General features: G+C 58.3%; 20 protein-coding genes and 1 pseudogene. 4 read left to right on the forward strand and 17 right to left on the reverse strand.

What is annotated here, in order from left to right:
• Window positions 1-3: 3 nt before the first annotated feature.
• The 5 genes from glgA to asd form a co-directional block, all read right to left on the reverse strand.
• Window positions 4-1,437, reverse strand: coding sequence for a glycogen synthase GlgA (glgA, locus tag CWM57_RS18730; RefSeq protein WP_061153091.1), 1,434 nt, complete (start codon window positions 1,435-1,437; stop codon window positions 4-6).
• Window positions 1,437-2,732: a glucose-1-phosphate adenylyltransferase gene (glgC, locus tag CWM57_RS18735; protein WP_008806989.1), complete on the reverse strand. Its 1,296-nt coding sequence runs from the start codon at window positions 2,730-2,732 to the stop codon at window positions 1,437-1,439. The genes glgA and glgC overlap by 1 nt, the downstream gene beginning before the upstream one ends.
• An 80-nt stretch (window positions 2,733-2,812) precedes the next feature.
• Entirely contained in the window at window positions 2,813-4,789 is a 1,977-nt protein-coding gene (gene glgX / locus CWM57_RS18740) for a glycogen debranching protein GlgX (RefSeq protein WP_100631031.1), read from the reverse strand.
• Window positions 4,786-6,972 carry a 1,4-alpha-glucan branching enzyme gene (gene glgB / locus CWM57_RS18745; protein WP_061153089.1) on the reverse strand — a complete coding sequence of 729 codons (2,187 nt, stop codon included), beginning with the start codon at window positions 6,970-6,972 and terminating at the stop codon, window positions 4,786-4,788. The genes glgX and glgB overlap by 4 nt, the downstream gene beginning before the upstream one ends.
• 237 nt (window positions 6,973-7,209) lie before the next feature.
• A complete protein-coding gene (asd, locus tag CWM57_RS18750; protein WP_061153088.1) occupies window positions 7,210-8,316 on the reverse strand; it encodes an aspartate-semialdehyde dehydrogenase in 1,107 nt (368 codons plus the stop codon).
• 103 nt (window positions 8,317-8,419) lie between these two features.
• Between asd and CWM57_RS18755 the strand changes: the two are divergent.
• Window positions 8,420-8,782, forward strand: a pseudogene (locus CWM57_RS18755) (hypothetical protein).
• Here CWM57_RS18755 and gntU read toward each other — a convergent pair.
• The 5 genes from gntU to CWM57_RS18780 form a co-directional block, all read right to left on the reverse strand.
• On the reverse strand, window positions 8,779-10,119 hold the full coding sequence (gene gntU / locus CWM57_RS18760) for a gluconate transporter (RefSeq protein WP_061153086.1): 1,341 nt from the start codon (window positions 10,117-10,119) through the stop codon (window positions 8,779-8,781). The pseudogene CWM57_RS18755 and the gene gntU sit on opposite strands and share 4 nt — an antisense overlap.
• Window positions 10,119-10,649 (reverse strand): gluconokinase, encoded by a 531-nt coding sequence (gene gntK, locus CWM57_RS18765; RefSeq protein WP_012540395.1) that lies wholly within the window; start codon window positions 10,647-10,649, stop codon window positions 10,119-10,121. Before gntK ends, gntU begins: the two co-directional genes overlap by 1 nt.
• A gap of 180 nt (window positions 10,650-10,829) precedes the next feature.
• The gene (gene gntR, locus CWM57_RS18770) at window positions 10,830-11,825 is read right to left on the reverse strand and encodes a gluconate operon transcriptional repressor GntR (RefSeq protein ID WP_074387042.1); all 996 of its coding nucleotides are present in this window, start codon (window positions 11,823-11,825) and stop codon (window positions 10,830-10,832) included.
• Window positions 11,826-11,939: 114 nt separating this feature from the next.
• Window positions 11,940-12,635: a pirin family protein gene (locus tag CWM57_RS18775; protein ID WP_061153085.1), complete on the reverse strand. Its 696-nt coding sequence runs from the start codon at window positions 12,633-12,635 to the stop codon at window positions 11,940-11,942.
• A 121-nt stretch (window positions 12,636-12,756) separates the two neighbouring features.
• Window positions 12,757-13,794, reverse strand: a complete 1,038-nt coding sequence (locus CWM57_RS18780; RefSeq protein WP_100676296.1) for an oxidoreductase — start codon at window positions 13,792-13,794, stop codon at window positions 12,757-12,759.
• Between the two features lie 264 nt (window positions 13,795-14,058).
• On the opposite strand from CWM57_RS18780, the gene CWM57_RS18785 reads away from it, so the two are divergent.
• Window positions 14,059-14,712 (forward strand): bactofilin family protein, encoded by a 654-nt coding sequence (locus CWM57_RS18785; RefSeq protein WP_100676297.1) that lies wholly within the window; start codon window positions 14,059-14,061, stop codon window positions 14,710-14,712.
• A gap of 227 nt (window positions 14,713-14,939) precedes the next feature.
• The gene (gene yhhY / locus CWM57_RS18790) at window positions 14,940-15,428 is read left to right on the forward strand and encodes an N-acetyltransferase (RefSeq protein ID WP_074387040.1); all 489 of its coding nucleotides are present in this window, start codon (window positions 14,940-14,942) and stop codon (window positions 15,426-15,428) included.
• Window positions 15,429-15,894: 466 nt separating this feature from the next.
• On the opposite strand, the gene ggt is transcribed toward yhhY, so the two are convergent.
• Entirely contained in the window at window positions 15,895-17,640 is a 1,746-nt protein-coding gene (gene ggt / locus CWM57_RS18800; RefSeq protein ID WP_100676298.1) for a gamma-glutamyltransferase, read from the reverse strand.
• Between the two features lie 123 nt (window positions 17,641-17,763).
• On the opposite strand from ggt, the gene CWM57_RS18805 reads away from it, so the two are divergent.
• On the forward strand, window positions 17,764-18,084 hold the full coding sequence (locus CWM57_RS18805; protein WP_100676299.1) for a DUF2756 family protein: 321 nt from the start codon (window positions 17,764-17,766) through the stop codon (window positions 18,082-18,084).
• Between the two features lie 23 nt (window positions 18,085-18,107).
• Here the strand turns inward: CWM57_RS18805 and ugpQ are convergent, their stop codons facing one another.
• The 6 genes from ugpQ to livF all read right to left on the reverse strand — a co-directional run bounded on the left by ugpQ (window position 18,108) and on the right by livF (window position 24,067).
• Complete coding sequence (gene ugpQ, locus CWM57_RS18810; protein ID WP_100676300.1) at window positions 18,108-18,848, reverse strand: glycerophosphodiester phosphodiesterase; 741 nt, start codon at window positions 18,846-18,848, stop codon at window positions 18,108-18,110.
• Entirely contained in the window at window positions 18,845-19,915 is a 1,071-nt protein-coding gene (locus CWM57_RS18815; RefSeq protein ID WP_100676301.1) for a sn-glycerol-3-phosphate import ATP-binding protein UgpC, read from the reverse strand. Before CWM57_RS18815 ends, ugpQ begins: the two co-directional genes overlap by 4 nt.
• A 1-nt stretch (window position 19,916) precedes the next feature.
• Window positions 19,917-20,762, reverse strand: coding sequence for a sn-glycerol-3-phosphate ABC transporter permease UgpE (ugpE, locus tag CWM57_RS18820; RefSeq protein WP_064323935.1), 846 nt, complete (start codon window positions 20,760-20,762; stop codon window positions 19,917-19,919).
• The gene (ugpA, locus tag CWM57_RS18825; protein WP_074387038.1) at window positions 20,759-21,646 is read right to left on the reverse strand and encodes a sn-glycerol-3-phosphate ABC transporter permease UgpA; all 888 of its coding nucleotides are present in this window, start codon (window positions 21,644-21,646) and stop codon (window positions 20,759-20,761) included. Before ugpA ends, ugpE begins: the two co-directional genes overlap by 4 nt.
• Window positions 21,647-21,752: 106 nt before the next feature.
• Window positions 21,753-23,069 carry a sn-glycerol-3-phosphate ABC transporter substrate-binding protein UgpB gene (ugpB, locus tag CWM57_RS18830; protein ID WP_061153075.1) on the reverse strand — a complete coding sequence of 439 codons (1,317 nt, stop codon included), beginning with the start codon at window positions 23,067-23,069 and terminating at the stop codon, window positions 21,753-21,755.
• Window positions 23,070-23,353: 284 nt separating this feature from the next.
• On the reverse strand, window positions 23,354-24,067 hold the full coding sequence (gene livF, locus CWM57_RS18835) for a high-affinity branched-chain amino acid ABC transporter ATP-binding protein LivF (RefSeq protein WP_100631027.1): 714 nt from the start codon (window positions 24,065-24,067) through the stop codon (window positions 23,354-23,356).
• Window position 24,068 lies beyond the last annotated feature (1 nt).

Genomic DNA, 24,068 nt, shown 5'->3' on the forward strand with positions numbered 1-24,068 from the left:
TGGTTACATCAAGCGTTGATAAAGTTCGCGATAGGAGTTCGCGGCAACCTGCCAGCTAAAATCCATATTCATCGCCTGACGCTGCACATAGCGCCAGAGCGACGGGCGCGACCAGAGAACAAAGGCGCGACGAATAGCGCGCAGCAATGACAACGCATTGCTGTCCTCAAAGACAAACCCTGTCGCCAGACCATCGGCAAGGTTCTCCAGCGAACTGTCAGACACCGTATCCGCCAGCCCCCCGGTGCGGCGCACCAGCGGCAGCGTGCCGTACTTCAGACCATACAGCTGAGTTAAGCCGCACGGTTCAAAGCGGCTCGGCACCAGAATGACGTCGGCGCCGCCCATAATGCGGTGGGAGAAGGCCTCATGGTAGCCAATCTGCACCCCCACTTTGCCCGGATGTTCGGCGGCAGCGGCGAGGAAACCTTCCTGCAGCACCGGATCGCCGGCGCCCAGCAGGGCCAGCTGGCCGCCCTGCTCAAGCAGACCCGGCAGCGCTTCGAGCACCAAATCCAGCCCTTTCTGACTGGTCAGGCGGCTAACCACGGCAAACAGCGGCGCTTTATCATCGACCTTCAGGCCCATGGCGATCTGCAGCTGACGCTTATTCTCCGCCTTCTCCTCCAGCGTGTCGCGATCGTAGCGCATCGGCAGCAGCAGATCGTTTTGCGGACTCCAGATACCGTCGTCAACGCCGTTGAGGATCCCCGACAGCCGCCCCTCATGATGGCGCTGACGCAGCAGCCCCTCCATGCCGTAGGCGTATTGCGGTTCGGTGATCTCGCGCGCGTAGGTCGGGCTCACTGCCGTAATATGGTCGGCGTAGTAAATTCCGGCCTTCAGAAACGAGATCTGACCGTTAAATTCGAGGCCATGCATGTTGTAAAACGACCATGGCAGCTCGATATCATTCATATGCCAGGAGTAAAACATCCCCTGGTACGCCAGATTGTGCACGGTAAAGACCGATTTAGCCGGATGCCCACGCGCTGCCAGATAGGCTGGCGTCAGGCCAGCGTGCCAGTCATGGGCATGCACGACATCCGGGCGCCAGAATGGATCCAGTCCGCTGGCCATTTCGCTTCCCACCCAGCCCAGCAGCGCAAAGCGCAGGACGTTGTCGGTATAAGCGTGCTGGTTGGTATCGTGGTATGGGCTCCCCGGCCGGTCATAGAGATGTGGGGCATCTATCAGGTAGATCCCCACGCCGTTAAAGTGGCCGTACAGCAGCGTGATCCGCCCGGCGAAGGTATCGCGGCGGGTCACCACCTGGGCATCCACCACGCCGCGGCGGATATCGGGAAACGCCGGCAACAGCACGCGGGTGTCGATACCCTCCGCAATTTGCGCCGCCGGCAGTGCGCCGATGACGTCCGCCAGACCGCCCGTCTTTAACAGCGGGAACATCTCAGAACATACATGTAAGACCTGCATTAGCGCTCCTGTTTGTGCCCCAATTTCCGCAGCATGTCGCGGGTCACCAGCACGATACCTTCCTCTGAGCGATAGAAGCGGCGTGCATCCTCTTCCGCGTTCTCACCAATCACCATACCTTCCGGGATGACGCAGGCGCGGTCAATCACGCAGCGACGCAGGCGGCATGAGCGCCCCACCCAGACATCTGGCAACAAGACTGCCGAATCAATGTTACAGAATGAGTTCACCCGCACGCGCGGGAACAGCACCGACTGCACCACCACCGACCCGGAGATAATGCAGCCGCCGGAAACCAGCGAGTTCAGGGTCATGCCGTGGCTACCGGAGCGGTCCTGCACGAACTTCGCCGGCGGCAGCGATTCCATATGGGTGCGGATCGGCCAGTTCTGGTCGTACATATCCAGCTCCGGCGTGACTGACGCCAGATCGAGGTTGGCCTTCCAGTAAGCCTCCAGCGTCCCCACATCGCGCCAGTACGGCTCAGCGTTCGGGTCAGACTGCACGCAGGAGAGCGGGAAAGGATGTGCATAAGCCATGCCAGCTTCGGTGATCTTCGGAATGATATCTTTGCCGAAATCGTGGCTGGAGTTTTCGTTGCGATCGTCTTCTTCCAGCAGCTCATAAAGATAGGCGGCGTCAAAGATATAAATGCCCATACTGGCCAGTGATTTGGTCGGATCGGTTGGCATCGCCGGCGGGTTAGCGGGTTTCTCGACGAACTCAATGATTTTTTCGTTTTCATCGACCGCCATAACGCCGAAGGCGGATGCCTCTTCAATGGGCACCGGCATGCAGGCCACGGTGCAACGCGCCCCTTTTTCGACATGGTCGATCAGCATGCGCGAGTAATCCTGCTTATAAATATGATCGCCCGCGAGGATCACCACGTACTCCGCTTTGTAGCGGCGGATGATGTCCAGGTTCTGCGTCACGGCGTCCGCCGTACCGCGATACCAGTTTTCGCCGTGCACGCGCTGCTGGGCTGGCAGCAGATCGACAAACTCATTCATCTCTTCGCTGAAGAACGACCAGCCGCGCTGGATGTGCTGCACCAGCGTGTGCGACTGATACTGGGTAATGACGCCGATACGGCGGATCCCTGAGTTAATGCAGTTAGATAATGCGAAATCGATAATACGGAACTTGCCGCCGAAGTGAACGGCAGGTTTCGCACGCTTAATGGTGAGATCCTTGAGCCGGGTGCCACGCCCGCCCGCGAGGATCAACGCCACGGATTTGATGGGTAATTGACGCGCCAGCATCAGCGGATCGTTTTTTTCAAGCCTAACCATGATTAACTCCTTTTTACACCCCAGCTTTCCTTCTCATCCCGCCGCGCCGCCGCCACGAGTTCAACCGGAAGCTTCAGGGATTACGACCTTTGAAATACGCACACTCCGTGCGCGGGCCCATGCCAGACAGCCATGATGACCGGATTATCCTCTCCGGCGAAGGGAGGAACGGCGCGCCATTCCCCCTCAGGTAAAACCATATCGACCACCTCTGCGGTGGCGTTCAGCGTGAGCAGCCAGCGATCAGACAACTGGACCTGCATACACGCTGCGCCCTGCTGCCACTCCCCGGCAGTCAGCGGCTGGGCGTTTTGATTAAGCCAGCGGACGTTGCCATCCCCCTCCTGCCACCAGCGGTTGCCGGTCAGCGCCGGAATGCGGCGGCGCAGGTGGATCAGCGCCGCGGTAAACGCGGTTAATCCCGGGTTCGCCTGGCGCCAGTCCAGCCAGGTCAACGCGTTATCCTGGCAGTAGGCATTATTGTTGCCGTGCTGGCTGTGGCCCTGCTCATCGCCCGCCAGCAGCATCGGCGTCCCCTGAGCCAACAGCAGCGTCGTCAGCAGCGCATGCACGCTGGCACGCCGCCGTTCAATCACCGCAAGATTGGCGTCTAATCCCTCTATACCATGATTGTTGCTGTAGTTATTGTTAGTCCCATCGCGATTCTCCTCCCCGTTTGCCTCATTGTGTTTCTGATTGAAACAGACGCAGTCGCGCAGGGTGAAGCCATCATGGGCCGTCACCAGGTTGACCGTCGCCGATGGCAGCTTGCCATCGCGAGCAAAAATATCGCTGGAAGCAGCGAAGCGTTGGGCAAAGTCACCCAGGGAGACGTTTTGCTGCAGCCAGAAACGACGGGCAATATCACGAAAATGGTCGTTCCACTCGGTAAACAGCGGCGGAAAATTGCCCACCTGATACCCCCCCGGGCCGATATCCCAGGGTTCTGCAATCAGTTTCACCTGCGACAGCACGCTGTCGCGGCGGATAGCCTCGAACAGCGGCGCATCCTGGCGGAATTCCGGCGTCCGCCCCATCACCGAGGCAAGGTCGAAGCGAAAGCCGTCGACATGGCACTCGTCCACCCAGAAGCGCAAACACTGGCGCGCCCATTCCACCACCCCGGGGTGGCTGAGATTGAGCGTATTACCGCAGCCGGTCCAGTTGTGATAATCGCCATCCTCCCTTACCCAATAATAGCTACGGTTGTCGATTCCGCGCAGGGAGACGGTGGGTCCTTCAAGATCGATTTCCGCGCTATGGTTGAGCACAACATCCAGAATCACCTCGATGCCGGCGGCATGAAGCGCCTTAACCGCATCACGAAACTCATCGAGGGCACGCGCGGGGTCGCTGGCATAGCGCGGATCCAGCGCAAACCATGCCAGCGGGTTATAGCCCCAGTAGTTACTTAACCCCATCCGCTGCAGACGCGGCTCGCTGGCAAACTGCGCCACCGGCATCAGCTCAAGCGCGCTGATGCCCAGCGATTTGAAGTAAGCGATCATCACCGGGTGGCCCAGCGCCTTATAAGTTCCGCGAATGGCTTCCGGCAGCTGCGGGTGCAGCAGGGTGAGTCCTTTCACGTGCGCTTCATAAATCACCGTTTCCCCCCACGGGGTACGCGGCGGTTTATCGCCAAGCCAGTCGTAATGCAGATCCACCACTTGCGATTTTGGCGCGATTGCGGCGCTGTCGCGATGATCCGGCTCCCACATTCCACCATGCAGGCGTTCGTCATCCGGCAGATCGCCCTCGACCCGATGCGCGCAGGGATCGAGCAGCAGCTTTGCCGGATTAAAGCGGTGCCCCTGCGACGGATCCCAGGGGCCATGCACCCGGTAGCCGTAGCGCAGGCCCGGCCCGGCAGCGGCCAGCCAGCCGTGCCAGATGTCACCGCTGCGCGCCGGGAGGTCGAGGCGTTGCTCATTGCCTTGCTCGTCGAACACGCACAGCTCCACCCGCTCCGCATGGGCGGAGAAGAGCGCGAAGTTCACTCCCTTACCGTCATAGCTGGCGCCCAACGGCGCAGGTTTGCCTGCCGCGAGGGTAGTCATTGCGCCTCCCGAACCAGCCAGATCGTCGCCAGCGGTGGCAGGGTCAGCGATAGCGAGTGCTCGCGGCCATGGCTGGCGATCGCGTCGCTCTCCACCACACCGCCGTTACCCTGGTTGCTGCCGTGATAGTGCATTGAGTCAGTATTCAACGCCTCGCGCCAGCGTCCCGGCTGGTTAATGCCGAAGCGGTAGTCGTGGCGCGGCACCGGCGTAAAGTTGCTGGCGACGATAATCTCATTCCCGGCCCGGTCACGGCGCACAAAGACAAACACCGAACGCTCATGGTCGTCGACCACCAGCCATTCGAAACCGTAGGGGTCAAAATCCAGCTCGTGCAGCGCTTTATGGTGACGATATGTGTGGTTCAGGTCGCGCACCAGTCGCTGGACGCCGTGGTGCCAGTTATCGCCGCCTTCCAGCAGATGCCAGTCGAGGCTGCCATCGTGGTTCCACTCGCGGCCCTGAGCGAACTCATTGCCCATAAACAGCAGTTTTTTACCCGGGAAGGCGAACAACCAGCCGTAGTAGGCGCGCAGGTTGGCGAACTTCTGCCAGGCATCTCCCGGCATGCGGTCGAGAATCGATTTTTTACCGTGTACGACCTCATCATGGGAGAGCGGCAGCACGAAGTTCTCGGTGTAGTTGTAGAGCATGCCGAAGGTCATTTTGTCGTGATGGTAGCGGCGATGCACCGGATCGAGCTTCATGTAATCCAGGGTGTCGTGCATCCAGCCGAGGTTCCATTTGAACCAGAAGCCCAGCCCACCGCCGGCTGGCGGACGGGTGACGCCGGCAAAATCGGTGGACTCTTCCGCCATCGTCACCGCGCCCGGCGTCTGTTCGCCGAGGATGCGGTTGGTGCTGCGCAGAAACTCAATGGCTTCCAGATTTTCCCGACCGCCGTATTCGTTGGGGATCCACTCACCTGCCTTGCGGCTGTAATCGCGATAGATCATCGAGGCCACCGCGTCGACCCGCAGGGCATCAATCCCGAAGCGCTCGATCCAGTACAGCGCGTTACCGACGAGGAAGTTGCTGACTTCGCGGCGACCGTAGTTGTAGATCAGGGTATTCCAGTCCTGGTGATACCCCTCGCGCGGATCGCTGTGCTCATACAGCGAAGTGCCATCAAACGAGGCCAGCGCAAAATCATCCGCCGGGAAGTGGCCCGGCACCCAGTCAAGAATGACGTTCAGCCCGGCGGCATGCGCGGCGTTAATAAAATAACGGAAATCGTCGCGGGTGCCGAAACGGCGGGTCGGCGCATAGAGCCCGGTGGGTTGATAGCCCCAGCTGCCGTCGAACGGGTGCTCGTTAACCGGCAACAGTTCGAGATGGGTGAAGCCCATCCATTTCGCGTAGGGCACCAGTTGGTCGGCCAGCTCGCGGTAGCTCAGCCAGAAATTATTGTCAGTATGACGGCGCCAGGAGCCGAGATGCACTTCATAGATAGAGATCGGCGCATCGAACTGGTTCGCCACCTTGCGATCCGCGGGCTGTTCTACTTTTGGCGGCAGGTCGCAGATAAGCGAGGCGGTGTCAGGACGCATTTGCGATTCAAAGGCGTAAGGGTCAGCTTTGACCCGCAGATGGCCGTGGGCATCAATCAGTTCGAATTTGTACAGTTGGCCGTTATGCGCACCGGGGACGAACAGCTCCCAGATCCCGGACTCTTTGCGGAATCGCATCGGGTGGCGTCGGCCATCCCAGTAGTTAAACTGCCCCACCACCGAGACGCGGCGGGCGTTCGGCGCCCACACCGAGAAACGGGTACCGGTGACGCCGTCCATGGTGGCAGCGTGTGCGCCCAGCGTTTCGTAAGGGCGCAGGTGGGTCCCTTCCGACAGCAGCCAGACGTCAAGATCCTGCAATAGCGGACCAAAGCGATAAGGGTCATCAATCAGGTTCTGCTGCCCGTGCCAGGTGACGGCCAGCTGATAGCGAAAGGCGTTTTTGCGACGTGGCAGAACGCCGCTGAAGAAACCACGCGAGTCGAGGCATTCGAGCTTGCCGACTTTGCGTCCGGTTTTCGGTTCAATAACCCACACTTCGGTGGCATCGGGTAATAATGCGCGCACTTCCAGCCCGGCGTCAGTACGGTGCATGCCGAGCACGGAAAAAGGGTCCGCGAAATGACCGGCGATTAGCGCATTAATCACGTCTCTATCGATATGATTAGACATGCTTTCATCCTGTTGTAAGTGTCGCTCATTCCTGTAACTGGCGACTTTTTTGACCTGAACGGCGCAGTGCTCTCAGCATCCTCCTGCTCCGTCCCACCTTCAGGTAAGGAGTTCCTTACTTAAAGCATAGCCAAGGCTGGGTTACCTCCGTGGGGAAAAATCTAACATCCGCGTTTACTCCTTGTATTACGCAAAAAAAAAGGGGGCTTGAAGACCCCCTTTATGTTCATCCTGCGCTTACGCCAGCTGCCGAAGCATCCGGCGCAGCGGCTCCGCGGCGCCCCACAACAGCTGGTCGCCAACGGTAAAGGCCGACAGATACTCCGGCCCCATATTCAGTTTACGCAGGCGCCCTACCGGGGTGGTCAGGGTGCCAGTCACCGCGGCTGGGGTCAGCTCGCGCATGGTAATCTCACGATCGTTCGGGACCACTTTGGCCCACGGGTTGTGCGCGGCCAGCAGTTCCTCAACGGTCGGGATAGACACATCTTTTTTCAGCTTGATGGTGAACGCCTGGCTGTGGCAGCGCAGTGCGCCAACGCGTACGCACAGGCCGTCTACCGGGATAACGGACGAGGTGGCGAGGATCTTGTTGGTCTCCGCCTGGCCTTTCCACTCTTCGCGGCTCTGGCCGTTATCCAGCTGTTTGTCGATCCACGGGATCAGGCTGCCCGCCAGCGGCACGCCAAAGTTATCGACCGGCAGTTCGCCGCTGCGGGTCAGCGACGTCACTTTGCGCTCGATATCCAGAATGGCGGAAGCCGGGTTCGCCAGCTCTGCCGCAACATGGTTGTGCAGCTGACCCATCTGGCTCAGCAGCTCGCGCATATGACGCGCACCGCCGCCGGAAGCCGCCTGGTACGTCGCCACGCTGACCCACTCCACCAGATCCTGGGCAAACAGGCCGCCGAGGGACATCAGCATCAGGCTGACGGTACAGTTGCCGCCGACAAAGGTTTTGACACCGTTGTTCAGGCCGGCGGTAATCACGTCCTGGTTAACCGGGTCGAGGATAATGATCGCATCGTCCTTCATGCGCAGCGACGACGCGGCGTCAATCCAGTAACCCTGCCAGCCGCTTTCGCGCAGCTTCGGATAAATATCGTTGGTGTAATCGCCGCCCTGGCACGTGACAATAATGTCCAGAGCCTTCAGCGCGTCCAGATCGAACGCATCCTGAAGCGTGCCACCGGTGCTACCGCCGAATGACGGCGCTGGCTGTCCCAGCTGGGAGGTAGAGAAGAACACCGGGCGAATGGCGTCGAAATCGCGCTCTTCAACCATGCGTTGCATGAGAACAGAGCCGACCATTCCGCGCCAGCCGATAAAACCAACATTTTTCATAACGTATTCCTGCGAGGTGTGTGCTGTTTGTGCCTGGCCAGTTTCCAACTGGATTATCCCTCACCTTACAAAATGCAGCTAAAGTCGCAAGTGAAATTAATCAATGATTGCTGAACAATCAGAAATGCAACTTATCCTGCACATTGTCCACCGTCGCTGGTCGTCGTCAAAAACGCAACGATTATCGGGGAAATCCCCCGGGGAATGGAATATTTTCCGTCGCTATTTTATTGATCCTGATTATGGATTAAGCGCGAAATCGAGTGATTTGCCGCTTGCCAAAAAAAAGCGACAAACCCAGACACAGCAAGGCCTGATGAGGGATACGAGTCTTGTCGTAGTGCTCATCGTCGTGGGTGGCGGAAGGGGAAAAGAGGGATAAAGGGCGGCTTATGACAAAGAAGCCAGGGTAAGCAGCGTTACCCTGGCTTTTTATTCCCCGCGAGCGGGAGGTGAGCGGGCTTAGCTCAGCAGCTGGAAGGCGATCATACCGACAATCGCCCCGGTGGTACCCAGGATGGTTTCCATCATGGTCCAGGTTTTCAGCGTCTGGGCTTCCGTCGCACCGGTAAATTTACCGAACAGCCAGAAGCCGGCATCGTTCACGTGGCTCACCACAATCGAGCCGCCGGCGATACAGATAGACAACGCTGCCATCTGCGCGCCGCTGTAGTTCAGTTGCTCAATGACCGGCATCACCAGACCGACCGCCGTCAGACAAGCAACGGTCGCGGACCCCTGAATGATACGGACGGCAGCCGCCAACACGAAGCAGGTAATCGCAATCGGCAGACCCAGGCCTGTCAGCGCTTCGCCGAGCGCCGGGCCGACGCCGGAGTCAACCAGCACCTGCTTGAAGACGCCGCCGGCGCCGATCACCAGCAGGATAATCCCCGCCGGCTGCAGCGCGTGGCCACAGATCTCCATCACGCGGTCTTTCGCCATCCCCTGGCGCATCGCCAGACCGTAGATCGCGACCAGACAGGCAACCAGGATCGCGGTGAACGGATGGCCGATAAACTCGAACCATTCGTAGGCGGTAGATCCCACCGGCACAAAGCGCGCGGCGATGGTTTTGAGGCCTACCAGCACCAGCGGCAGCAGGATCAGCGACAGGCTAAAGCCGAAGGACGGCATTTTGCCTTCGCCGAGATGCGGTTCGCTGATATCGTCAGGAATGTGCAGCTCAACGTAGCGGCTAATGAAATTCCCCCATAACGGACCGGCGATAATCATCCCCGGGATCGCCGCACACAGGCCAATCAGGATCATCCAGCCAAAGTCGGCGTGCATCTGCGACGCCAGCAGCATCGGCGCCGGCCCCGGCAGCAGGAACGCCGCGGCGGCGGCAACGCCTGCAAACAACGGGATCACCAGCTTCACAAGGTTAGTGCCGGTATGGCGCGCCATCGAGAAGGCGACGCTAATCAGCAGCACGATCGCCACTTCGAAGAACAGCGGCAGCGCGCAGATAAGACCGGCAAGACCAATCGCATAGTGCGCGCGGCTATGGCCGAAGGATTTGAGCATCTTGACGGCAATCTGATCGACCGCCCCCGTTTCATGCAGGATCTTACCGAACATCGCGCCGAGCGCGACGACGATCGCCAGGAAGCCCAGCGTACCGCCCATCCCTTTCTCCATCGTCGCCGCGATTTTATCCAGCGGCATACCGGAGAAGAGACCTGCACCAATAGAAACCACCATCAAAGCCACGAAGGCGTGCATCCGCGCTTTCATGACTAAAAACAGCAGCAGCAATACCGAGCCGACTGCTGTTAAAACAAGCGTTAAAGTACTCACTAGTGACTGCCTTTGTTGATCACCTCGATGGTGCTGGCCACCACGCCTTCCAGCGGCTGGTCGATATCGACGATAAGCACATCGCTCTCGTCGGCGCCTGGTTCCTGCAGCGTTTCAAACTGCGTCACCAACATTTGGGTTTTGAAGAAGTGTCCTTTGCGTGCCTTCAGACGGTTTTCGATCACGTCGAAATCGCCTTTCAGATAGATGAAGGAGAGGTTCGGGTTGCCCTTGCGCAGAATGTCGCGGTAGCTCTTCTTCAGCGCCGAGCAAACAATCAGCGACACCTTGTTGGTACGCTGCATGGCAAACGCGGCGTCATTCAGCGCCTGCAGCCACGGCGTGCGGTCATCATCGTTCAGCGGCTCACCGGAGGCCATCTTGGTGATGTTGCTGCGCGGATGCAGAAAGTCGCCGTCAAGAAACGCGGCATGCAGTTGATGCGCCACTTCGCTGGCGACAGCGGATTTCCCGCTGCCGGAAACGCCCATCAGAACATAGACGTGGTGATCATGATTAGTCGTGCTCAAAGCATCCTCCCACCGGACAGGTACGCCGCACCGTGGCTGACTCATCCAGCGCGAAGGCGGCGTATCGGTTGATTGTTACGGGTAACTGTTATCGGTAACATTGTCATGCCGGATCTGTGGAGAAGCAATATCCATTCGTGCCAGATGTGAATATGTGTGATCTACTTCAAACTTGTCAGTTTAAATTGATCCGCCCGGTGACAATGTGAAACCTAAATCTAACATCTTAGGGGTAATCGTTTCACCACGAATGCGCGCCAGCAGCCGTTCGGCGCCGATGCGCCCCATCCGCTCGCGCGGGGTCAGGACGCTGGCCAGCCGCGGCTCCATCACCTGGCCGATATCGTGGCCGTGGAACCCGGCAATCGCCATATCATCGGGGATCTTCAGCCCCAGGCGCTGGCATTCAAACGCCGCGCCGACCGCAAGGTCATCGTTGGTACAGAAGATACCGTCAAGCTGCGGATATTCGCGGCGCGCCTGACGCATCAGCTCGATCCCCGACGAGTAGGACGAAGATTGCTCCACCATCACGCTATAGGGCGTCATCCCGGCGTCGAGCATCGCCTGCTCGTACCCCTTCTGTTTGATGATAGTACGTTCATCGAGACGCGCCCCCAGATAGGCGACGTGGCGATGGCCGCGGGCGATAATCGCCGCGGTCATCTGCCGGGCGGCTTCAAAGTTATCAAACCCGACGGCGATATCGAGGCACGGCGACCGGCTGTCCATCAGCTCCACCACCGGAATGCCGGCGACTTCAATCATCTTCAGGGTGCGAGGCGTATGGGTGCGTTCGGTAAGGATCAGACCGTCAATGTTCCAGGAGAGCATCGATTCGAGGCGTTTCTCTTCCATTTCCGGCTTATAGCCGTAGTGCGCCAGCATGGTTTGATAGCCGAAGGCGTCGGTGACGCTTTCGATACCGCGCAGCACTTCCGAGAAGACCTGGTTGGTTAACGATGGCAGCAGCACGCCGATGGCGCGACTGGTCGCGTTGGAGAGAATGTCAGGGGCGCGATTGGGAATATAACCCAGTTCATCGAGGGCAACGGCAATCTTGCCACGCAGCGCTTCGGAGACCTGCTCCGGGTTGCGTAAATAGCGACTGACCGTCATTTTGGTCACGCCGACAAGATCGGCTACATCCTGAAGTACGGGTCTTTTCTTTTTCATCGTCCTGACTGTGATCAACGGGGAAACATTTTCTCAGTTTATCACGGACAAAGCGCAACCTTCCCCAACATCGGAAAAGGCTGCGCAATTTATTTAACCTGGCTCAGATAACTATCAAACCGGCGGCAGATCGAACAGCAGGATCTCGCTATCGCTGTCGGCGTGAACCGAAATCGCCTGCTCGTCCCAAATCGCCAAACCGTCGCTGGTGGTGGCTTTGGTACCGTTGATGGTCACTTCACCTTTGACGACCTGGATCCACACGCGGCGTTCCGCGGCAATCTGATGAACCGACTGCTCATCTTTCAGCAGCGCCCAGCGATACAGCTCCATATCCTGGTACACTTTCAGCGAGCCATCTCGCGCATCTGGCGACAACACCAGCTGTTTACCCTGCGTGGCGTCGAAGCGGCGTTGCTCGTAGCGCGGGGTAATGCCGGTTTCTTCCGGAATAATCCAGATCTGATACAGACGCAGACGATCGGTTTTACTCGGGTTGTACTCAGAGTGGCGCACCCCGGTACCCGCACTCATGATCTGGAACTCACCCGCCGGCACCTGCTCTTTGTTGCCCATGCTGTCCTGGTGCTCCACCGCCCCTTCCAGCACATAAGTCAGGATTTCCATATCTTTGTGCGGATGGGTACCGAAGCCCTGACCAGCGTCGATGACGTCGTCGTTAATCACCCGCAGGGCAGAGAAGCCCATAAAATTCGGGTCATAATAGTTGGCGAAAGAGAAAGTATGCCAGGAATCCAGCCAACCATGGTTAGCGTGGCCACGTTCGTTCGCTTTGCGTAAGTAGATCATGTTGCACCCCCGTATGTTTTCGATGGAGTAAGTGTGGACCCATTCCGCCGGCGATCATAGAGGGTGAAAATTGACTCCTCTGTTCAAAAAATATGAACAAGCGCAGAGGAGCCCGTTTTGCTTATTTTGCCAGGGTGATGGTGGCCGGAGAAGGCTGCTCAAAGCCGCGCTGCAGGATCTCCATATTGGTGAGAACGTCAGATTCCTTGACGTAATTCGGCTGGCCGTTGACGAGGGTGTCATACAGCGCGTCGTACACCCGACCGTAGTCGCCGGTCTCCAGCGGCACTGCTTCACGCACCGTCTCCCCCGCCTCGTTGACGTACACCAGCTCGCCGACGCTGTCGTCCGCCCCAAAACCCGGCTCGCCCGGCATGATATTGGCCTTCAGGCTGGTCTCCTGCTGGTCAATGCCGTATTTCACAAACGAACCTTTATGGCCGTGAACGATAAATTTCGGGTAGTCGATCTGCACCAGATGGCTGGTCTTAACGATGGCCTTCAGATCGCCGAAGAACAACTGGGCCTCAAAGGTGTCATCCGGGTTGGCTTTATTGCGCAGCGAACGCAGATCGTAAGAGACATGGTCCGGGCGGCCGAACAGCGAAATTACCTGATCCAGGGTATGCACGCCGAGACCATAGAACTCGCCGTTTTGCGGGCCGCCGGGGTTGGTCTCCGCCACCGGGCGGTAGTTATCGAAATGGCTTTCGATCTCCACCAGTTCGCCGAGTTTCCCGCTCTCAATCACCTTTTTGGTGGTCAGGAAGCAGGAGTCGAAGCGACGATTCTGGTAGGGCGTCACCGTGAGGCCCTTGCTGTTTGCCAGGGCAAACAGGGTTTTGGCCTCCTTCAGCGTCGGGGTGAACGGCTTTTCCACCAGCACATTTTTCCCCGCCTCCAGCGCCTTTTTCGCATATTCAAAATGGCTGTCGGCGTGAGTGCAGACCACCACCAGATTGACCTGTGAGTCGTTTAACACGTCATCAAGATCGCTGGTGAAATGGATATGGGAATACTGCGGCGCCTGCTCCTCGGGCTTCGCCCGGCGGCGGTAGATATGCGCCACATGCCAACGGTCTTTGCGGTGCAAAACGTAAGGAAGATGGTAGCGGGTGGTACTTTTGCCGAAGCCAATAAATGCGCAGTGCAGAGTCATAACGCTGTCCTTAGTTGATGAGCTACCTTCAACCATAGCGCAAGCCGGGGCATGACTTCATCCTCTCTGTCCGCTTTCCGCGAAGATTCGCCAGCAAAATAGTTCGAGTACCACCTATACGAAAATATTAATAACCAATTGATTAACCAGTGATTAGTTCATCATTTTGCGGCTAAAAAACTTGATCGCAACGGCGAAACTACGGATAAGTGGAGGGCAAACCAGGACGTTGCTGATGACTAACGGAGTAGCCAGCCGCTGCTGATGGACAAACAATATCTCGCCATAAACGGCGCCCTTTTTTTCTGGCTTCTCGCGCTGATCGCCTGGTCTGTCGATGCGATCGAGCTGGTGCGCCTGACGGCCGCCTGCGCGCTTGTCGCCTTCCTCCTCCATAGCCAACGGAACAAGATTAACGCGATGTTTATTAAGAAAAATAAAACTGAACCTCAGATGGCCGAAGTGGCCACTCCTGCCGCAATGACCCCAGAACCCGAAGCGGCCACCAGCAAAAAACAAGAGACCACGGTTATCGCCAACGGGGTGCATTTTGTCGGCAATATTGTCGCCAGCGGCCATGTCTATATTCACGGCCAGTTGACCGGTAACATTGAGGCCAAAGAACATCTGATTAAGGTGATGCGTGAAGGAAAGGTGGAGGGCAACGTCAGCTGCCGGGAGCTGATAATCGACGGCAAGGTGCAGGGCCAGTGTCATGGCGACAGCATCACCATCGAGGAGCATGGCCATCTGGATGGTACCCTCGCCTATCGCGCGCTGGCGATCAAGAAAGGCGGGGTTTTTACCGGTCGCGCTGAAATGCTGGCCGCAGCGGAGAACAAGAGTCATATTGTCGGTTTGGTAGCAGACACGCCATCCAAAGCCGACGCGGAACCCGCCAGGCCACAGAGCGCCTGAGGTTGTCGCAAAAAAAAAGCCAGCACCCGGCTGGCTAAAGTAATACTGGAAGCAATGTGAGCAATGTCGTGCTTTCAGGCTTTCCGCAGGGGTCTTCCTGAATGCAGAGCAATAATAATCATTCTCATTCGCACTTGTCTACTTTTTTTTGCAAATAATGCGTGTTGACTCGAACGCCGTAGTCAGTGATGTTTAAAGGGACTTTTCACCTGAATGAGGAACAAGGAATGAGTGACATCGTGATACGCCATGCTGAACCGAAAGATATTGACGCGATTCGTCAAATTCACGCCCAGCCGGAGGTGTATCACAACACGCTACAGGTCCCTCATCCATCCGAACATATGTGGCGGGAGCGGCTAACCGATACGCCCGGCGTGAAGCAGCTGGTGGCCTGTATCGATGAGCAAGTCGTCGGCCATTTAAGCATTGCCGTCGTCCAACGTCCCCGCCGTAGCCACGTCGCCGATTTTGGTGTCAGCGTGGATTCGCGCTGGCACAACCGCGGCGTCGCCAGCGCGCTGATGCGTACCATGATTGATATGTGCGACAACTGGCTGCGCGTCGAGCGGATTGAGCTGACGGTGTTCGCCGATAACGCCCCGGCAATTGCGGTGTATGAGAAGTACGGCTTTGAGATCGAAGGCACCGGCAGGCGTTACGCGCTGCGTAACGGTGAGTATGTGGATGCGTATTATATGGCGAGAATGAAGTAGCGTGTTGCCGGGTGGCGGCTTCGCCTTACCCGGCCTACCGTTCGTGCGGCCTGCCTTTAATTTATTCACCATGCTGGCTGAAACTGCCGGTGTTGATGGGCCTCAAAATCGCTGAGACGTTCCCGGAAGGCCGGGGCAGCCCGCATGGATGCGGGCTGAGGGCCGTGTTTTGCACGGATGCTGCCTCGGCCCGACCCGAAGCCTGCCGGGATAAGTCGAAGGTACCACGAAGTGGCGATTTTGGCGGCCAGAGCCCGGGAGTACAGAGGGCGGCGGCGACTGGCCGCCCTCTGTGCGCTCCCTGCGCCATGAGAGTCATAACGCAGAAGAAATATCGGGAGCGCAATGTGCTCTGAATTAACACAAAGCATATGTTTTTCCCGGGCCAAAAAAGTTGCAAACCGATAACAGTATCTACGTTCGCACAGTTGTAGGCCCGGTAAGCGCAGCGCCACCGGGCAACACATCAATACCCCGCCGTTAAATCATCCGGCGAACGTGGATCGGAGGCGCCATACAGCATGCCGTCCGGCCCTACCATGATGCTCTGGGTACTGCCCATCGCCTCTTTCAGCGCCACTTTCTGCCCCTTCGCCTCCAGTAGCTTCAAGGTATCCGGGCTAAAGCCTTTCTCCACCCGCAGCTCATCCGGCAGCCATTGATGGTGGAAGCGCGGCGCGTTGGTGGCTTCCGCGACGTTCATCCCGAAATCGATGGTATTGACCACCATCTGCAGTACGGTCGTGATGATCCGGCTGCCGCCCGGGCTGCCGGTCACCAGCCAGGTTTTGCCGTCTTTCACCACAATGGTCGGCGACATCGACGACAGCGGGCGTTTTTTCGGCTCCACCGCATTGGCGTCGCCGCCCACCAGACCATAAACGTTAGGCACGCCGGGCTTCGCCGAGAAGTCATCCATCTGGTTATTCAGCAGAATGCCGGAGTCCCCCGCCACGATGCCGGTGCCAAAGGTGGTATTCAGCGTATAGGTCACCGCCACCGCATTACCCTCTTTATCGACCACCGAGAAGTGGGTGGTCTGGTTACTTTCATAGGGCGCCAGCTTGCCCGGGCGGATCTGACTGGAAGGTTTGGCCTTGTTGACATCAATCTCGGCGGCAATTGCTTTGGCGTAAGCTTTGCTGGTCAGCGCCTGCCACGGCACTTTGACGAAGTCAGGGTCGCCGAGATATTCAGAACGGTCGGCATAGGCGTGTTTCTCCGCCTCTGCCATTACCTGCATGGCGTCGGCGCTGCCAAAGCCATATTTCTGCATATCAAAATTTTCGAGGATATTGAGGATCTGCACGATGTGGATCCCGCCGGAAGACGGCGGCGGCATGGAGTAAACTTCATACCCGCGATAGTCGCCGCTAATCGGCGTACGTTCGACGGCCTTATAGCTGGCGAGATCGGCTTTGGTGATAAGTCCGCCGTTCTTTTTCATCTCGTCAGCGATCTGGTCGGCGATGGCCCCTTTATAGAAGGCGTCCGGGCCGTGCTCAGCAATCAGCTCCAGGCTCTTACCGAGATTCTTTTGCACCAGTCGATCGCCCTTTTTCAGCGGCTCGCCGTTCTTCCAGAAGATCGCTTTACTGTTTTCATGCTGCGGGATCACTTCGCTGCCGTAGGTTTTCAGATCGTCCGCCAGCGCATCGTTAACAATAAAGCCCTCTTCCGCCAGCTTAATCGCCGGGCGGATCACTTTGTTCAGCGGCATGGTGCCGTACTTTTCCAGGGCGAGGGAGAAGCCCGCGACGCTGCCTGGCGTGCCGGAGGCCAGATGCGAAGTCAGCGATTTTTTACTGTCCGGGTTGCCCTGGTCGTCAAGGAACATGTCGCGGGTGGCCTGTTCCGGCGCCATTTCGCGGAAATCGATCGCCGTGGTCTGGCCGTCTTTAGTCCGCAGCAACATAAAACCGCCGCCGCCGATATTACCGGCCTGCGGATGGGTGACCGCCAGCGCGTAGCCAACCGCGACTGCCGCATCGACAGCGTTGCCGCCCTGGCGCAGAATATCCACGCCGACGCGGGTCGCCAGCGCGTCTACCGACGCCACCATCCCCTGCCGGGCGCGTACCGGGTGGAACACATCTTCCTCTACGCCATAAGAGACCGGTGGCGGCGGTGGCGGATTGGCGGCGACGGTGAAACTACCGCCCACCAGCAATGCAGCGATGACCACCTGGCGCCATATTGTTGTTTTTATCATTGTCTTACTCCTGAAAGGTAGGTTTCATTCCCCGCTTAAGCCTGGTTGATAACGCCTAAAAAATCATTGTTATGGCGGATTCGAGGTACACTTAAGTGATCCCACGCACGGGAGGAGAAAACCATGAAAGCGATTCTGTTTCTGGCGGCGCTGATGCCGCTTGGCGTATTAGCCCAGCCGATCAATGTTAATAACAACCCTAACCAGCCGGGTTACGTGGTCCCCAGCCAGCAGCGCATGCAAAATGAGATGAAGGTGCAACAACAGCAGCAGCAGAGCATGCTGAAGCAGGATCTGAACAATCAGACCCGCTCGCAGCAGCAGCATTTGCAAAACCAGTTGCAGACTAATCAGCAGCGTGCGGCCCAGGGCGGCAATCTCAATCCGCAGCAGCAGGTGCTACCAAACAACAACGGTGGAATGCTGCGGCAGACCAACCCGTAAAGGTCAGCCGCAGCAAATCCGTCTTAAGGCTGGAAATTCGGCCCGATGACGTCAATGGCATCGGTGCAGATGCAGTCTACGCCCCAGCGCAGCAGCTCGGCGGCGCGCTGGGGTTTATTGACCGTATACACCAGAATGTGCAGGCCGGCCTGTTTCAAGCTTGCCACCCGCGCCGCATCCAGCAGTTTGTGGTTGAGATGAATCGACACGCAGCCCAGCCGGGTGGTCAATTCGCGCCAGTCATCGCGCCACTCATCCAGCAGCAGCCCGCGCGGCAGCTCGGGCGCGGCTTTCTGCGCCGCTTCCAGGGCATCAATTTCAAAAGAGGAGAGCAGCGGCGCGGTCATGCCTTGCCACAGATCGCGCGCGGCCAGGGCCACCACGTTGCCGGTCTCCGACCCCAGCCCGGTGGTCGGCTTAATTTCGATATTCGCCATCATGCCGTGACGGCGGCAGCGCTCCGCCACCTGAGAGAGCAACGGCAGCGGCTCGCCCTTAAATTCACGGCTGTACCAGCTGCCGGCATCGACCTTCAGCAGATCGTCCCACGCCAGCTCGCCCGCCACGCCCCAGCCATTGCTGGTGCGTTCGAGATTATCGTCATGCAGCAGAAAGATCTGCCCGTCCTTCGACAGCTTGGCGTCAAATTCAATCATCGTGTGCCCGTAGCGGGCGCCGACATCGATAGCCGCCAGGGTGTTCTCCGGCGCCAGTTTACCGCCGCCGCGATGGGCGACGATGCGGGGATAAGGCCAGTTACTCATGCGCGTTGTCCTGTTTCACCATCAAAGAGGTGCAGATGTTCCAGGGGCAGATGCAGCCATAGCGTGCTGCCGCCCGCCGGGCGCTGCTGATGCGGCAGTCTGACCACCAGCCTCTGCTCGCCCCAGCGCCCGTGGGCGAGGTTATCGGCACCTAAGATTTCCAGGGTATCCATCAGCAGCGGAATGCCACCTTGCGCCTGCGAACTTAAAATAAAGTGCTCCGGGCGGATACCGAGCGTCATTTTACGCCCGGCGTAGCGCCGATGCTCGTGATTCATCGGCAACGCCATGCCACCGGCCAGCTCGAAGCGGCCGCCGTCATCGCTGACCCGCCCTTCCAGCAGGTTCATGGCAGGGCTGCCGATAAAGCTCGCCACAAAGCGGCTGGCGGGCTTTTCATACACTTCCACCGGGGTGCCGATCTGCTCGGCAATACCTTTATTCATCACCATCACCCGCTGGGCGAGGGTCATCGCCTCCACCTGATCGTGGGTGACATACAGCGAAGTGGTTTTCAGGCGCCGATGTAGCTGCTGCAGCTCAAGACGCATCTGCACGCGCAGTTTGGCATCGAGGTTTGACAGCGGTTCGTCGAACAGGAATACCGCCGGGTCACGCACGATGGCGCGGCCCATCGCCACGCGCTGGCGCTGGCCGCCGGAGAGCTCACGCGGGCGGCGCTTAAGCAGGCCGTCCAGCTCCAGAATACGCGCCGCTTCCTGCACGCGCTCGGCGATCAGTCCCTTCCCCATGCCGCGGATCTTCAGCCCCCACGCCATGTTCTCTTCCACGCTCATATGCGGATATAGCGCATAGTTCTGGAACACCATCGCGATGCCGCGATCCTTCGGTTCCATCTCAGTCACCCGTTTGCGATCGATCCAGATATCGCCGCTGGTCACTCGTTCAAGCCCGGCGACCATCCGCAGCAGCGTTGATTTCCCGCAGCCCGACGGGCCGACCATGACGATAAATTCCCCGTCCGCCACGTCCAGCGTCAGCGGTTGAATCACCTGGGTTTTGCCATCCCAGCTTTTGCTTACTGCCTGTAGTTTTAAACCAGCCATTTTATTTCTCACTATCGACCAGGCCACGCACAAACGCGCGCTGCATGGCTAAAACGATGACAACCGGCGGGATCAGAGTGAGCAGCATCGCCGCCATCACCTGATTCCACTGGGTGGTGCCTTCGCCGGTGGCGATCATGCCTTTGATACCGGCGACGGCGGTGCCAAGATTCACATCCTGAATAATCAGCAACGGCCACAGATACTGGTTCCAGCCGTAGATAAAGGTGATGACGAACAGCGCCGCGAGATTGGTTTTCGACAGCGGCAGCACGATGTCGCGGAAAAAACGCATCGGCGAAGCGCCATCGATGCGCGCCGCTTCAATCAGTTCGTCCGGCAGGGTCATAAAGAACTGGCGGAACAGGAAGGTGGCGGTGGCCGAAGCCATCAACGGCAGCGTTAACCCGGCGTAGCTGTCGAGCATTTTGAGGTTGGCGATGACCTCCACCGTCGGGAAAATACGCACCTCGACCGGCAGCATCAGGGTGATAAAGATCATCCAGAAGAACAGGTTACGCAGCGGAAAGCGGAACCAGACGATGGCGAAAGCCGAAAGCATCGACACCACGATTTTGCCCAGCGTAATGCCAAACGCCATGATGAAACTGTTGAGCATCATCAGCCAGAACGGCGCGCTGTTGACGCCGACGCCGTTCACCCAGATGGTCTTCATGTTCTCCAGCAGATGGCCGCCGGGGATCAGGGTCATCGGCGTTTCGAACACCGATTGGTTATCCAGCGTCGCCGCCACGAAGGCGACGTACAGCGGAAATAAAATGACGGCAATACCCAGAATGAGCATGGTGTGGCTGAAAATCGTCAGCCCGCGACGGTTCTCAATCATTGGTAACGCACCTTACTTTCAACGTAACGGAACTGCACCACCGTCAGGATAATGACGAGGAACATCAGCACCACCGACTGCGCGGCGGAAGCGGAAAGATCGAGCCCGGCAAAACCTTCGCGATAGATTTTGTAGATCAAGGTGGTGGTGGCCTGCACCGGGCCGCCGGCGGTGGCGGCATCGATCACCGGGAAGGTGTCGAAGAAGGCGTAAACCAGGTTGACCACCAGCAGGAAGAAGCTCACCGGCGCAATCAATGGCAGCGCCAGCTTAAAGAAGCGACGAATCGGCCCGGCGCCGTCGATGGCGGCGGCCTCAACCAGCGAACGCGGGATCGACTGCAGCGCGGCGAAGAAGAACAGGAAGTTGTAGCTTATCTGCTTCCATACCGAGGCGAAGACCACCAGGAACATCGCCTGGCCGCTGTTCTGCGCGTGGTTCCAGTCGTAGCCCAGCTCGCCGAGGAAATGGGTGATCAGCCCGCGCCCGGGGTTGAAGAGGAAGATCCACAGCACTGCCGCGACGGCGGGGGCCACAGCATACGGCAGCAGCATCAACGTCTGATAGAAGCGGCTGCCGCGCACCACGTAGTCGACCAGCGCGGCAAAAAACAGCGAAATAAGCAGGCCGCTGACGGTTACCAGGGTGCTGAATTTTATGGTCGTCCAGAACGAGTCCAAATAGTACGGGTCGTGGAACAGGGTGACGAAGTTATCCAGGCCGACAAACTGGCTGGAAAGGCCAAACGGATCGACACTCTGCAGCGAGTACCACAGCGCTTCGCCCGCGGGCCAGATAAAGAAAATCAGCGTGATAATCAGCTGCGGCGCGACCAGCACATAGGGCAGCCAACGCGAGCGGAATACCGGACGGGTTGATGACATTGAGATTGGGTTCCTGAACAATGCCGGGTGGCGGCTACGCCTTACCCGGCCTACATAGGGCACATCGTAGGCCCGGTAAGCGCAGCGTCACCGGGCAAGTTACAGATTACGATTTGGTCGCTTGCTCGAAGCGGCGCAGCAGTTGATTCCCACGCTGAACGGCGGAATCCAGCGCCTGTTGCGGGGTTTTCTTGCCGGTCCACACGCTCTCCAGCTCTTCATCGACGATAGTGCGGATTTGCGGCATGTTGCCCAGACGCAGGCCTTTGGTGAACGGCAACGGCGGCTTGTTCAGCATCTGGCGGGTGGCGATATCGGCGCCCGGGTTCTTATCATAGAAGCCCTGCTGGCGCGTCAGATCGTAGGCCGCAGTGGTGATCGGCAGATAGCCGGTTTTCTGGTGCCATTCGGCGGCGATTTCCGGTTTGGTCAGGAAGTCGAGGAACTTCGCCACGCCGGTGTAAGTCTCTTTGTCTTTACCCTGCATCACCCACAGGCTGGCCCCGCCGATGATGGCATTCTGCGGCGCGCCTTTCACGTCGGCATCGTATGGCATCATGCCGACGCCGTAGTTGAATTTGGCGTACTGACGAATATCGGCCAGCGAGCCGGATGACGCGGTAGTAATCCCGCAGTCACCGTTATAGAACTTCTCGGTGGACTCGTCTTTGCGCCCGAAGTAGCTGAAATCGCCCTTCTTGTTCATCTCTTCGAGCAGAGCGATATGCTTCACCTGCTCCGGCTTGTTGAACTCCAGAACCGCGTCGGTACCGTCGAAGCCGTTATTCTTCGTGGCCACCGGCAGACCGTGCCAGGCGCTGAAGTTTTCAATCTGGATCCAGCCCTGCCAGCCGCTGGCGTACCCGCACTTCATCCCGGCGGCTTTCAGCTTCGCTGTGTAGGCCGCCAGATCCTGCCAGGTCTTCGGCGGCTGCTCCGGATCTAAACCGGCTTTTTTGAAGGCGTCTTTGTTGTAGTACAGCACCGGGGTAGAACTGTTAAACGGCTGGGAGAGTAAATGGCCGGTTTTTGAATCGGTGTAATACCCGGCCACCGTCGGCACGAACTGCGATTCATCAAACTTGATGCCTGCCTCGCTAAACACCTGGTACACCGGCTTAATGGCTTTTGACGCCATCATGGTCGCGGTGCCGACTTCATACACCTGCAGGATCGCCGGGGCGTTGCCGGTACGGAAAGCGGCGATACCGGCACTCAGGCTCTGTTCATAGTTGCCTTTGTATACCGGAACGATTTTGTAATCAGGATTGGCCGCGTTAAAGCGTTGCGCCAGAGAATCCACTTCTTTACCCAGCTCGCCTTCCATTGAGTGCCAGAATGGGATGGTGGTAACCGCCAGGGCCTGACCGGCAAAAGCCAGGCTCAGCGCCAGTCCTAAAGCTGTATGTCGTAACGATATCATCGGTTATCTCTCTTGTTGTGCCGGATGCGCGATTTCACGCGTTTTATGCTCGCGGGGTAACATGACATGTTCGAATTACAGAAAAATAACTCTTTTATTACAAAAAAAAGATAGTAACGGGTCAGAGAGATGACAAGCCGATGAAAGGACGGGGGAGGTAAAGTGGGAACTGAGACACGGATAATATTCGTGCGATTGGCTCCCGGGGTCGGCGCAAGCGCCTCGCCCGGGCTACAACGGCTTGGGTAGCCCGGCCAAGCGAAGCGCCGCCGGGTTGCGATGAACTAACCGCCGAGATAGGCGCTGCGCACCGCCTCGTTGGCCAGCAGCGCGTCGCCGGTATCCTCCAGCACCACGTGGCCGTTCTCCAGCACGTAGCCGCGGTCGGCCAGCTTCAGCGCCTGGTTGGCGTTCTGCTCAACCAGGAAGATAGTCATTCCCTGCTCGCGCAGCTGCTCGATGGTGTCGAAAATCTGCTGAATGATGATCGGCGCCAGCCCCAGCGACGGTTCATCCAGCAGCAGCAGGCGCGGCTGGCTCATCAGGGCGCGACCGATCGCCAGCATCTGCTGCTCGCCGCCGGACATGGTCCCGGCGCGCTGGATGCGGCGTTCGAGCAGACGTGGGAACAATTCATACACCCATTTGATACGGGTCTGGAACTGATCGCGGTCGGCAAAGAAACCGCCCATCGCCAGGTTCTCTTCCACCGTCATGCGTGAAAAGACGCGCCGCCCTTCCGGGACGATCGCCACCGCTTCACGCATGATTTTCGCCGTCTGCCAGTCGGTAATATCCTTACCGTCAAAGACAATGCGTCCGCTTGACGCACGCGGGTCGCCGCACAGCGTACCGAGCAACGTGGTTTTCCCCGCGCCGTTGGCGCCGATAAGCGTCACGATCTCGCCCTGCTTGATTTGCAGGCTGACGTTGTGCAGCGCCTGAATCTTGCCGTAGTGGGCGCTGACGTTGTCAAAAGTTAACATCGCGTTTTCCATC

It is taken from the genome of Klebsiella sp. G-Nf4, from assembly GCF_002810615.1.
Lineage (GTDB): Bacteria > Pseudomonadota > Gammaproteobacteria > Enterobacterales > Enterobacteriaceae > Klebsiella > Klebsiella variicola.

Excerpts from the sequence above, each read along its gene's own strand:
- CWM57_RS18780 (WP_100676296.1), bottom strand. The coding sequence starts at position 13,794 with ATGACTCTGCACTGCGCATTTATTGGCTTCGGCAAAAGTACCACCCGC.
- gntR (WP_074387042.1), bottom strand. The coding sequence starts at position 11,825 with ATGAAAAAGAAAAGACCCGTACTTCAGGATGTAGCCGATCTTGTCGGC.
- glgX (WP_100631031.1), bottom strand. The coding sequence starts at position 4,789 with ATGACTACCCTCGCGGCAGGCAAACCTGCGCCGTTGGGCGCCAGCTAT.
- ugpB (WP_061153075.1), bottom strand. The coding sequence starts at position 23,069 with ATGATATCGTTACGACATACAGCTTTAGGACTGGCGCTGAGCCTGGCT.
- ugpE (WP_064323935.1), bottom strand. The coding sequence starts at position 20,762 with ATGATTGAGAACCGTCGCGGGCTGACGATTTTCAGCCACACCATGCTC.
- ggt (WP_100676298.1), bottom strand. The coding sequence starts at position 17,640 with ATGATAAAAACAACAATATGGCGCCAGGTGGTCATCGCTGCATTGCTG.
- CWM57_RS18815 (WP_100676301.1), bottom strand. The coding sequence starts at position 19,915 with ATGGCTGGTTTAAAACTACAGGCAGTAAGCAAAAGCTGGGATGGCAAA.
- asd (WP_061153088.1), bottom strand. The coding sequence starts at position 8,316 with ATGAAAAATGTTGGTTTTATCGGCTGGCGCGGAATGGTCGGCTCTGTT.
- ugpA (WP_074387038.1), bottom strand. The coding sequence starts at position 21,646 with ATGTCATCAACCCGTCCGGTATTCCGCTCGCGTTGGCTGCCCTATGTG.
- ugpQ (WP_100676300.1), bottom strand. The coding sequence starts at position 18,848 with ATGAGTAACTGGCCTTATCCCCGCATCGTCGCCCATCGCGGCGGCGGT.
- livF (WP_100631027.1), bottom strand. The coding sequence starts at position 24,067 with ATGGAAAACGCGATGTTAACTTTTGACAACGTCAGCGCCCACTACGGC.
- glgB (WP_061153089.1), bottom strand. The coding sequence starts at position 6,972 with ATGTCTAATCATATCGATAGAGACGTGATTAATGCGCTAATCGCCGGT.
- glgA (WP_061153091.1), bottom strand. The coding sequence starts at position 1,437 with ATGCAGGTCTTACATGTATGTTCTGAGATGTTCCCGCTGTTAAAGACG.
- CWM57_RS18805 (WP_100676299.1), top strand. The coding sequence starts at position 17,764 with ATGAAAGCGATTCTGTTTCTGGCGGCGCTGATGCCGCTTGGCGTATTA.
- yhhY (WP_074387040.1), top strand. The coding sequence starts at position 14,940 with ATGAGTGACATCGTGATACGCCATGCTGAACCGAAAGATATTGACGCG.
- CWM57_RS18785 (WP_100676297.1), top strand. The coding sequence starts at position 14,059 with ATGGACAAACAATATCTCGCCATAAACGGCGCCCTTTTTTTCTGGCTT.
- glgC (WP_008806989.1), bottom strand. The coding sequence starts at position 2,732 with ATGGTTAGGCTTGAAAAAAACGATCCGCTGATGCTGGCGCGTCAATTA.
- CWM57_RS18775 (WP_061153085.1), bottom strand. The coding sequence starts at position 12,635 with ATGATCTACTTACGCAAAGCGAACGAACGTGGCCACGCTAACCATGGT.